The organism is Pseudanabaena biceps PCC 7429, from assembly GCF_000332215.1.
Classification (GTDB): domain Bacteria; phylum Cyanobacteriota; class Cyanobacteriia; order Pseudanabaenales; family Pseudanabaenaceae; genus Pseudanabaena; species Pseudanabaena biceps.
Map to the genome: position 1 here is coordinate 1 of NZ_ALWB01000197.1, position 11,637 is coordinate 11,637.

Annotated in this window: 1 protein-coding gene and 1 CRISPR repeat array; the gene reads right to left on the reverse strand. The window is 42.8% G+C overall.

The window, feature by feature from the left end:
* A partial coding sequence (locus PSE7429_RS24635; RefSeq protein WP_009628725.1) for an IS5 family transposase occupies positions 1-623 on the reverse strand: 623 nt, incomplete at its 3' end.
* A gap of 109 nt (positions 624-732) precedes the next feature.
* A CRISPR array of direct repeats spans positions 733-11,452; the repeat unit is 37 nt; unit sequence GTTTCAATCCCTAAAAGGGTTTCAGAGGTTTTGAAGC.
* Positions 11,453-11,637: the final 185 nt, after the last annotated feature.

Consider the following 11,637-nt stretch of genomic DNA (forward strand, 5'->3'; position numbering starts at 1 on the left):
ACTTGTAAGCACCAGTAAAAAGTATGCAGAATCGCCAGAACGAAAGCTTTACCCCTATAACCACGATCTACCAAAATCGTTGATAGACGGGGGAAACGGTCACGAATTTGGTTGATTTTTTCTAAAAGCATGGTTGCCCCCTTACGGTCATCAAGATTCGCAGCAGTAACTACCACCATCAATAGCAAACCCAATGTGTCCACAAAAATATGTCGTTTTCTGCCATTGACGAACTTGTTCCCATCAGTACCAACTGCTTCTGGTGATGCTAATCGGCTAGCGATTTTGGTTGATTGACTGTCAATACAACCTGCACTAGGTGTAGCTTCTCTTCCTTCACTGACTCGATACCATTGTTGCAATTTAGCGTTGATATCTTGCCATGTGTTGGTAATACGCCAGTGCCGAAAGTAACCATAGACCGTCTGCCATACAGGAAAATCATGAGGTAACATCCGCCATGCACAGCCTGCGGCATTGATGTAGAAAATAGCATTGAGTATGGCTCTAATATCCACACTTCTTTTGCGTCCTCCTGTTCCTGCGGCGGGAATCAACTCTTTTACCAGTTCCCATTGATCATCAGTTAAGTCTGTGGGGTATGATTTCTTTGTTGCTTCCATAAGGCTGTCTTTGTTTTTGTCTATTGACAGGCTATACCTTGGGGAGCTTTTTTTCACCTTTTTGACTCCAGAAAACTTCTCAAACACGCTCTTAGGCAGCCTTTGGCTTGTTTCAATCCCTAAAAGGGTTTCAGAGGTTTTGAAGCTAAGCGCGAATGGTTCTCTGATGCACAATTGATGCGCCTTTGGCTTGTTTCAATCCCTAAAAGGGTTTCAGAGGTTTTGAAGCTCTTGCTCCTTTATGCTTGCCAGTACTAGAAAGGATTGTTTCAATCCCTAAAAGGGTTTCAGAGGTTTTGAAGCGATCTGGAAATCCTCATTTCCAAATCTCGCGATGTCGTTTCAATCCCTAAAAGGGTTTCAGAGGTTTTGAAGCGTGGGGGCATCGAAAGGTAAGGCTTTGTGAAGCATGTTTCAATCCCTAAAAGGGTTTCAGAGGTTTTGAAGCCCTGAGAATCCTAATCAGATCTATGTGTATTCCAGTAAGGTTTCAATCCCTAAAAGGGTTTCAGAGGTTTTGAAGCTTAAGTAGTTGCTTTTTTATACCCACTTTTAATAGGTTTCAATCCCTAAAAGGGTTTCAGAGGTTTTGAAGCTTTTTGATTTGCGCCCTGACTACGTGCCTGTGGGCTTCAAGTTTCAATCCCTAAAAGGGTTTCAGAGGTTTTGAAGCAATACAGGTTTAGGGGGACGGGCGATCGCGGCAGGTTTCAATCCCTAAAAGGGTTTCAGAGGTTTTGAAGCTTGCAATTGTTGGCATCTGGAGTCGCAAGCTTGATGTTTCAATCCCTAAAAGGGTTTCAGAGGTTTTGAAGCTAAGAGCTATCTTAAATTGGTTTAGCATGTCTTGTTTTGAGTTTCAATCCCTAAAAGGGTTTCAGAGGTTTTGAAGCTGAATAAAGCGAACTGTAGTGCGTTCTATTTGAGTTTCAATCCCTAAAAGGGTTTCAGAGGTTTTGAAGCACTGAGGATAAATACCCTGTTGGGCAAGGGTTCCAGTTTCAATCCCTAAAAGGGTTTCAGAGGTTTTGAAGCTTTAGTTGCCGATCTTCTGCTTCTTGCTGAGCTTTCGTTTCAATCCCTAAAAGGGTTTCAGAGGTTTTGAAGCCCTTTGCCAGCGTTGAGATATTGCAAGACGATCAAGTTTCAATCCCTAAAAGGGTTTCAGAGGTTTTGAAGCCTACGAGTCGCAAGCGTAGCCACTAAACCTATGCGTTTCAATCCCTAAAAGGGTTTCAGAGGTTTTGAAGCGCTTATCTTGTAAAGCTATGGTTTGACGCTCTTTTAGTTTCAATCCCTAAAAGGGTTTCAGAGGTTTTGAAGCGGCTCTAGTACATCAAATACTCCACCATAGCCTGTTTCAATCCCTAAAAGGGTTTCAGAGGTTTTGAAGCTTGTTAAACCTCGCGTTAGTCTCAAAATTTTTGTTGTTTCAATCCCTAAAAGGGTTTCAGAGGTTTTGAAGCCAGCACTGCATCTTGCTTATAGACTTTTGGGGGTTGGTTTCAATCCCTAAAAGGGTTTCAGAGGTTTTGAAGCCTGCGGTTTCGTTGCGCCCGCTTGCCCCTACAAGTGTTTCAATCCCTAAAAGGGTTTCAGAGGTTTTGAAGCTCGCATTTTTCAACAAAACCCAGATAAGCCGGGCATTATGTTTCAATCCCTAAAAGGGTTTCAGAGGTTTTGAAGCCTCCCTCATACTCTGGGAGGGTGCAATTGGGTGCAGCGGGGTTTCAATCCCTAAAAGGGTTTCAGAGGTTTTGAAGCCTCTAGAAGGGCAGACAAGGCGGCGCTATACCCACCTTGTTTCAATCCCTAAAAGGGTTTCAGAGGTTTTGAAGCGGTTTTCGGGTTCTCTGGTAATGGTGATTGTCACGTTTCAATCCCTAAAAGGGTTTCAGAGGTTTTGAAGCTTACGGAATTGCGAGATAGAGTAGCGATAAAGATGGTTTCAATCCCTAAAAGGGTTTCAGAGGTTTTGAAGCCTCTAATTCACTTGCCTTATGGACGACAATCAATCGATCGGTTTCAATCCCTAAAAGGGTTTCAGAGGTTTTGAAGCCAAAGACCTCCCAATCCTTCCCCAAGAAATTTTTGTTTCAATCCCTAAAAGGGTTTCAGAGGTTTTGAAGCCTGAGATTCTAAATTTTGCCCTCGCAACAATTAGGTTTCAATCCCTAAAAGGGTTTCAGAGGTTTTGAAGCTTGCACCAGTTACCACAGGGGCAGATGCGGCGGGAACTGAGTTTCAATCCCTAAAAGGGTTTCAGAGGTTTTGAAGCTCTTGTCTTTGCTGATAAAGCGGAATATTTGCTGAGTTTCAATCCCTAAAAGGGTTTCAGAGGTTTTGAAGCGATGCAATCATTTTTTTAATGAGTTTAGGTACTTGTTTCAATCCCTAAAAGGGTTTCAGAGGTTTTGAAGCGCACAAAGGAAATTAGCAGAAGAGACATTATCTAGGTTTCAATCCCTAAAAGGGTTTCAGAGGTTTTGAAGCTCAAATCTTGGGATGCTCTGAAGATTATGTGCGTCGTTTCAATCCCTAAAAGGGTTTCAGAGGTTTTGAAGCTTGAGTCCAGTATTGAGTGAGCATCCGAAACTGGCTATCGTTTCAATCCCTAAAAGGGTTTCAGAGGTTTTGAAGCATATGGGCGATCGCTTAGAGGAATTTAACTCTAAGTTTCAATCCCTAAAAGGGTTTCAGAGGTTTTGAAGCCAAGAATTAACGCGATTGAATCACATGAATGTAATCGTTTCAATCCCTAAAAGGGTTTCAGAGGTTTTGAAGCGAGTACAAACGATCTAAAGAAGAGTATGCGATCGGTTTCAATCCCTAAAAGGGTTTCAGAGGTTTTGAAGCAGATAGCCAAGGGTGAGGCGTATCGGATTTCCAGTTTCAATCCCTAAAAGGGTTTCAGAGGTTTTGAAGCCCACTACCTATTGTTATCTATAGTCAAATTCCCTGTTTCAATCCCTAAAAGGGTTTCAGAGGTTTTGAAGCCGCCGTCGCCTCAAACTCAGTGTTGATAAGTTGCTCAGTTTCAATCCCTAAAAGGGTTTCAGAGGTTTTGAAGCCTACATCGGCTCATGGATTAAAGCTTTGAAGGATGTTTCAATCCCTAAAAGGGTTTCAGAGGTTTTGAAGCAAGTAATCGAAGCTTTCGACAAGTTGAACTCTAGGTTTCAATCCCTAAAAGGGTTTCAGAGGTTTTGAAGCGATCTAATCGCTCGTGATGAAATTAAAACAGGGCAGTTTCAATCCCTAAAAGGGTTTCAGAGGTTTTGAAGCAATTTGAGTGGATCTGAGTGAGCAGTTTTTGGACTGTTTCAATCCCTAAAAGGGTTTCAGAGGTTTTGAAGCAATCATATGCACAAAGCAGCGATCGCTCTTGGGTGGTTTCAATCCCTAAAAGGGTTTCAGAGGTTTTGAAGCTTTGTCAAGGAAATCCAATCAGTAGTATTGATTGGTTTCAATCCCTAAAAGGGTTTCAGAGGTTTTGAAGCCTCCAAGAGAATTATTGGCAGATTTGTGCCAGAATCGTAAGTTTCAATCCCTAAAAGGGTTTCAGAGGTTTTGAAGCCAAAGATGAGGAAAAATATTGGTAGCTACCTATATGTTTCAATCCCTAAAAGGGTTTCAGAGGTTTTGAAGCGCAAGCGATCGCTAACGAAGTATTTGGACTTGAGTTGTTTCAATCCCTAAAAGGGTTTCAGAGGTTTTGAAGCCTGAGTTGGGGCGATCGCTATTTCGGGGGTGAGGTCTGTTTCAATCCCTAAAAGGGTTTCAGAGGTTTTGAAGCACGGTGGTGATACCGCTAAATGGAGACTGAAAGGTTTCAATCCCTAAAAGGGTTTCAGAGGTTTTGAAGCTCGCCTATTAGCTACGGACTTGCAAATTATCAATGACTGAAAGGTTTCAATCCCTAAAAGGGTTTCAGAGGTTTTGAAGCCCAATGGCTTTGAATGAGGTTTTAATCCCTATCCAGTTTCAATCCCTAAAAGGGTTTCAGAGGTTTTGAAGCACAGACGAAGAAGCCTTTTTCGAGTCTGCTAGAGCTGTTTCAATCCCTAAAAGGGTTTCAGAGGTTTTGAAGCCGCACCGAATGGGCGTTTGGTGGATGTCACCTATAGCGTTTCAATCCCTAAAAGGGTTTCAGAGGTTTTGAAGCCAGATGAGGTTTTAACCCTAATTGCCAATGCCAAGTTTCAATCCCTAAAAGGGTTTCAGAGGTTTTGAAGCTCTTCTCGTCCCTCGTAACTGGAATATGTCTCAAAGTTTCAATCCCTAAAAGGGTTTCAGAGGTTTTGAAGCCAAACATTGGCGATCGCCCCTCTCTTTCTTTTCTTGTTTCAATCCCTAAAAGGGTTTCAGAGGTTTTGAAGCGTCGCGTCAGCATCGATCGCCGCTTGAAGTGGCGCGTTTCAATCCCTAAAAGGGTTTCAGAGGTTTTGAAGCTGAATCCTGAAATGCCTGAATGGATAGATCTTGAGTTTCAATCCCTAAAAGGGTTTCAGAGGTTTTGAAGCGCTACAAGCTTGGCAATAGTAGCGCCACAACCAAGGTTTCAATCCCTAAAAGGGTTTCAGAGGTTTTGAAGCTCTTGGATCTGTGTGGATAAGCAAAAAAGATTCTGAAGTTTCAATCCCTAAAAGGGTTTCAGAGGTTTTGAAGCCTTGGACGTTTTCGCGAATAGTCTGCTCTGAGTACGACATGTTTCAATCCCTAAAAGGGTTTCAGAGGTTTTGAAACCGACCGATTCCGAGTCCCCTTTGCACGCAAACCAGTACGACATGTTTCAATCCCTAAAAGGGGTTCAGAGGTTTTGAAGCTGGGCAGAGGTTCTTGAATTCTTTGAAATGATGTGTTTCAATCCCTAAAAGGGTTTCAGAGGTTTTGAAGCGGCGATATACTGCGATCGCGCATTCCTGAACTGCTTGAGTTTCAATCCCTAAAAGGGTTTCAGAGGTTTTGAAGCTTAGCGTTGAAGCGGTTCGTGCGGCGATCGCTGCGTTTCAATCCCTAAAAGGGTTTCAGAGGTTTTGAAGCATCGAGAATTCAAAAGCACGCCAGCCTCATCCAAGCAGTTTCAATCCCTAAAAGGGTTTCAGAGGTTTTGAAGCCCACCACTACGACCAATCAGAATGGAGTGAGCATTGGTGTTTCAATCCCTAAAAGGGTTTCAGAGGTTTTGAAGCCAAGCATCTTTTTGGGTATAAAGCCCCTTAAGTACAGGGTTTCAATCCCTAAAAGGGTTTCAGAGGTTTTGAAGCCGATCGCCTATCTAATGGCGATCGCCCAATCTTCCACTAGGTTTCAATCCCTAAAAGGGTTTCAGAGGTTTTGAAGCTTAGAATTCAATTCTAGCATTAATTGATTAAGTGTGTTTCAATCCCTAAAAGGGTTTCAGAGGTTTTGAAGCCTAGAACTATTTGGACTAGCGGTTGGTTGTTTTCCACTAGGTTTCAATCCCTAAAAGGGTTTCAGAGGTTTTGAAGCAGCAATATGCTCTGCCAGTTGTTCAATAGTAAAATTGTTTCAATCCCTAAAAGGGTTTCAGAGGTTTTGAAGCGACCTTGTTGAGTACTTGGAGGTGATCGCGACATGTTTCAATCCCTAAAAGGGTTTCAGAGGTTTTGAAGCGTTAATTGCTTGCGGGTTCCATTTTCGATTTCACTGTTTCAATCCCTAAAAGGGTTTCAGAGGTTTTGAAGCTGTCAGCGGCTGGGGCGCGCTAGGATTAGGCTCAGGTTTCAATCCCTAAAAGGGTTTCAGAGGTTTTGAAGCTCCGAAAAAACGCACGCTACAAGGCATGGATTGAAGTTTCAATCCCTAAAAGGGTTTCAGAGGTTTTGAAGCGTTTCGGGCGATCGCTATTCCAGATCCCTTGAAAGTTTCAATCCCTAAAAGGGTTTCAGAGGTTTTGAAGCCACAGATAGTCGATAGCGCCCCCACACTCCCGAACTTTCTGTTTCAATCCCTAAAAGGGTTTCAGAGGTTTTGAAGCCAGTCTATTTGTAGCATACCCAGACCAATTAGAAAGGTTTCAATCCCTAAAAGGGTTTCAGAGGTTTTGAAGCGCAAGGATGTGGAGCTTATTTCAGCAAGTATGCTGCAAAAATTAGAAAGGTTTCAATCCCTAAAAGGGTTTCAGAGGTTTTGAAGCCTACCTGTAGGTAATGCAGGAAGCGAATTTATTCCGTTTCAATCCCTAAAAGGGTTTCAGAGGTTTTGAAGCGCGTCATTTAAAAATACTTGAGGCGAATCTACTGAGTTTCAATCCCTAAAAGGGTTTCAGAGGTTTTGAAGCAATACGTCGATGGTTGTCTGCGGGATAGCTGGTATGTTTCAATCCCTAAAAGGGTTTCAGAGGTTTTGAAGCGGTTATCCCGCTACTACAAACAGTTATCCACCAAAGTTTCAATCCCTAAAAGGGTTTCAGAGGTTTTGAAGCGCTGCTTCAACCTGTGGGGTTGCTGCTTCAACTTTGTTTCAATCCCTAAAAGGGTTTCAGAGGTTTTGAAGCAGCGAGATATTGATATTGGGCGATCGGGTGCTCTGTTTCAATCCCTAAAAGGGTTTCAGAGGTTTTGAAGCGGTTTCCCTCCTTAGCGAAAGGCTCCCTCGAAGTGTTTCAATCCCTAAAAGGGTTTCAGAGGTTTTGAAGCCGAGAGGATTTCTGGTGCGATCGCGTAGAGAGTCCGAGGAGTTTCAATCCCTAAAAGGGTTTCAGAGGTTTTGAAGCATGCAGGAAAGGTCTGCCTTCGGGGTTAATCAAGAGTTTCAATCCCTAAAAGGGTTTCAGAGGTTTTGAAGCACAAGGATTACACAAGGGAAATGCCCAGATACAGAGGTTTCAATCCCTAAAAGGGTTTCAGAGGTTTTGAAGCCAAGATGGCTGAGCCGATCGCGTACCAAATCATGTCCGTTTCAATCCCTAAAAGGGTTTCAGAGGTTTTGAAGCCATCCCGTTCAACATTCTTTTTGAATATTTGAGAGTTTCAATCCCTAAAAGGGTTTCAGAGGTTTTGAAGCTGTTCTGGTACTGAATTCCAGAATTTCTTTGGTTTCAATCCCTAAAAGGGTTTCAGAGGTTTTGAAGCTTTCCTCGGCAATCCCAACCCCCTTAACTTCGGAGTTTCAATCCCTAAAAGGGTTTCAGAGGTTTTGAAGCCCCTATCGGTGAGGCTATTGAGCTTTCGCCAAATCAGATGTTTCAATCCCTAAAAGGGTTTCAGAGGTTTTGAAGCTTGCTCAAATCTATTAAGCCCATCGATTGGGAAAACGTTTCAATCCCTAAAAGGGTTTCAGAGGTTTTGAAGCTGAGCAAAAGCTTGAACGCCTTTACCCGACTGCACTTGTTTCAATCCCTAAAAGGGTTTCAGAGGTTTTGAAGCACTTAGGATTAACTATTACAAAGCCCCGCAACGAAGTTTCAATCCCTAAAAGGGTTTCAGAGGTTTTGAAGCGCTAATTGATTTGCAACTTCAGTTTTGCTCATAAGGTTTCAATCCCTAAAAGGGTTTCAGAGGTTTTGAAGCTTGCTTCTGAATTTATGAACGAAGCTACTTTGCTTGTTTCAATCCCTAAAAGGGTTTCAGAGGTTTTGAAGCGCATTAGAGCCGTCTGGATTAGTCCACTGATACACGTTTCAATCCCTAAAAGGGTTTCAGAGGTTTTGAAGCGCTAATAACTAAGCCTTTGATTAAGCCGATCGCTGTTTCAATCCCTAAAAGGGTTTCAGAGGTTTTGAAGCGACTGTGATCGTTCCTCCTTCTTGGAATACGTCCTCTGTAGTTTCAATCCCTAAAAGGGTTTCAGAGGTTTTGAAGCTCGCGATACTAGTCCTAGTATGCGCTATGTCATGAGTTTCAATCCCTAAAAGGGTTTCAGAGGTTTTGAAGCCCCTTCGTAAAACCAGATTCTTTTATGCCGACGACAAGTTTCAATCCCTAAAAGGGTTTCAGAGGTTTTGAAGCCCCTTAGGGCGAACAACCAAATTACCATTACTCGTTTCAATCCCTAAAAGGGTTTCAGAGGTTTTGAAGCATCGCAACTTTCCCCAGTGAAGTGGCGATCGCCCGGTTTCAATCCCTAAAAGGGTTTCAGAGGTTTTGAAGCTTCAAATTTTGGAACTGATGGCTCAAATGTAGCGATCGGTTTCAATCCCTAAAAGGGTTTCAGAGGTTTTGAAGCATCCCGACGCACAAACATATTTATCCCAGTTTGCGTTTCAATCCCTAAAAGGGTTTCAGAGGTTTTGAAGCAGAGCTTTTGGATGGGGCTTACCGCTCCCGAAACGGAGCTTCAAGTTTCAATCCCTAAAAGGGTTTCAGAGGTTTTGAAGCTTGTTTGTGCAACCCCACGTCGGAGAGCTTTTTGTTTCAATCCCTAAAAGGGTTTCAGAGGTTTTGAAGCGAATATCGTCGGGAAAGCTAATTACTGTAAAGGTTTGTTTCAATCCCTAAAAGGGTTTCAGAGGTTTTGAAGCAAATTGCTCATAAATGAATTTAATATTGCTGCGTATGTTTCAATCCCTAAAAGGGTTTCAGAGGTTTTGAAGCCACCTGATTTTTTATCATCAGGCTTGCCCGTAGGAGTTTCAATCCCTAAAAGGGTTTCAGAGGTTTTGAAGCTTATGTGCGGCCACTGTTTCACAGGTCATTGCTTGTTTCAATCCCTAAAAGGGTTTCAGAGGTTTTGAAGCGTAATGTACGCCCGTCGGTTCGAGAGATGCGTGGGTGTTTCAATCCCTAAAAGGGTTTCAGAGGTTTTGAAGCCTTATGTGGCTCCTACAGTGGTAGGTCTTACCACGTTTCAATCCCTAAAAGGGTTTCAGAGGTTTTGAAGCAAAAAAACCCCGTAACGGAATGTTTTCGTTGCGGGGTTTCTGTTTCAATCCCTAAAAGGGTTTCAGAGGTTTTGAAGCGGGTGAAACAAGAATTTAATCAATGGAAAGATCTTGTTTCAATCCCTAAAAGGGTTTCAGAGGTTTTGAAGCGAGGATGAGGTGAATATCCTTGAGCCCTGTGCAGGGTTTCAATCCCTAAAAGGGTTTCAGAGGTTTTGAAGCCTTGGCGTGTGACAAGTACATCACCAACTTTTTTAATGTTTCAATCCCTAAAAGGGTTTCAGAGGTTTTGAAGCTTTGTATTGCACCATTAGAGATTCCATTTGAGATAAAGAGTTTCAATCCCTAAAAGGGTTTCAGAGGTTTTGAAGCTTACTTCCTTACCTATCTACTAGACCAAATTGGCTGTTTCAATCCCTAAAAGGGTTTCAGAGGTTTTGAAGCTTATTTGATTCCTTGCCCTACCAACAAATTTAAGTTTCAATCCCTAAAAGGGTTTCAGAGGTTTTGAAGCCTCACGAACACGATTACTTATCAATCTGGAATGTTCTGTTTCAATCCCTAAAAGGGTTTCAGAGGTTTTGAAGCCTCTTGCGCCTTGCGGCGGAAGCAATTGCTATTAAAGTTTCAATCCCTAAAAGGGTTTCAGAGGTTTTGAAGCGCTTCAGGCACAAGGTAATCGTCCCACCCCGCGGGGTTTCAATCCCTAAAAGGGTTTCAGAGGTTTTGAAGCCGAGCCATTCGCCTATGGCGAGATGCTCGAAGAGGTTGAAGTTTCAATCCCTAAAAGGGTTTCAGAGGTTTTGAAGCTCGAACAACACAAAACAACAACAAAACAACGAGCGGCGTTTCAATCCCTAAAAGGGTTTCAGAGGTTTTGAAGCTTCTGAATGATAAGATTGGAATATTAGGGGAGACAGTTTCAATCCCTAAAAGGGTTTCAGAGGTTTTGAAGCAGAACAACCAAAACTGTCCCCAGCACAATTTAAAAGTTTCAATCCCTAAAAGGGTTTCAGAGGTTTTGAAGCCGCTTTAAGTTCTCGCAATGAGGCGATCGCTTCTTCGTTTCAATCCCTAAAAGGGTTTCAGAGGTTTTGAAGCAGGCGATCGCTGAAATTTTGGACTTAAAACAAAGGTTTCAATCCCTAAAAGGGTTTCAGAGGTTTTGAAGCGTCATGCTGATGTGTCGTCGGTGAGGGTGGGTCGGTTTCAATCCCTAAAAGGGTTTCAGAGGTTTTGAAGCCTTACCAACCAACAAAGCGATCGTCGGACGAGATCGGTTTCAATCCCTAAAAGGGTTTCAGAGGTTTTGAAGCTTGCGCCGCCAAATCACGATCCAGAAAATTACGACGTTTCAATCCCTAAAAGGGTTTCAGAGGTTTTGAAGCGTCATCGGTTCGATCCCGATCAGTCCCGTCGCTAAGTTTCAATCCCTAAAAGGGTTTCAGAGGTTTTGAAGCAATCTGAAGCAAGCAGTCAAGCTTCGCACGAATTGTTTCAATCCCTAAAAGGGTTTCAGAGGTTTTGAAGCCCAATAGATCTACATTCCCACCCCACTGCCACGAAGCTTTGTTTCAATCCCTAAAAGGGTTTCAGAGGTTTTGAAGCCTGCGCCGCCAGCCAAATGCGAACCCGATCCTTCGTCGCACTTGAGTTTCAATCCCTAAAAGGGTTTCAGAGGTTTTGAAGCTTGCTTTGCCAAAATTGTAAAAAGTGATGGGTACTGAGTTTCAATCCCTAAAAGGGTTTCAGAGGTTTTGAAGCCTCGGCAATATCATTGACATAGAAATCAGATCGGGTTTCGTTTCAATCCCTAAAAGGGTTTCAGAGGTTTTGAAGCTTCTCTGCTAGATACGATAGTGGACGTTGGTAGCTGTTTCAATCCCTAAAAGGGTTTCAGAGGTTTTGAAGCCTAAAACATTTTTAATATTCATTGCCGATCGCCCGGTTTCAATCCCTAAAAGGGTTTCAGAGGTTTTGAAGCTAACTTCACCGATTTGCCGATCGCCATTAGCCCAACAGTTTCGGTAGTCCTAAAAAGGAAAGGATGAGGGAAAATATCTAGATGGTTGTTACAGATTAAAGCAATGTCAGAGTCAAGTCCATCAAGTCCATCATGTCCATCCTGCCAGTCCGTATCAGTGGTTAAAAACGGTAGTACTCGGCATG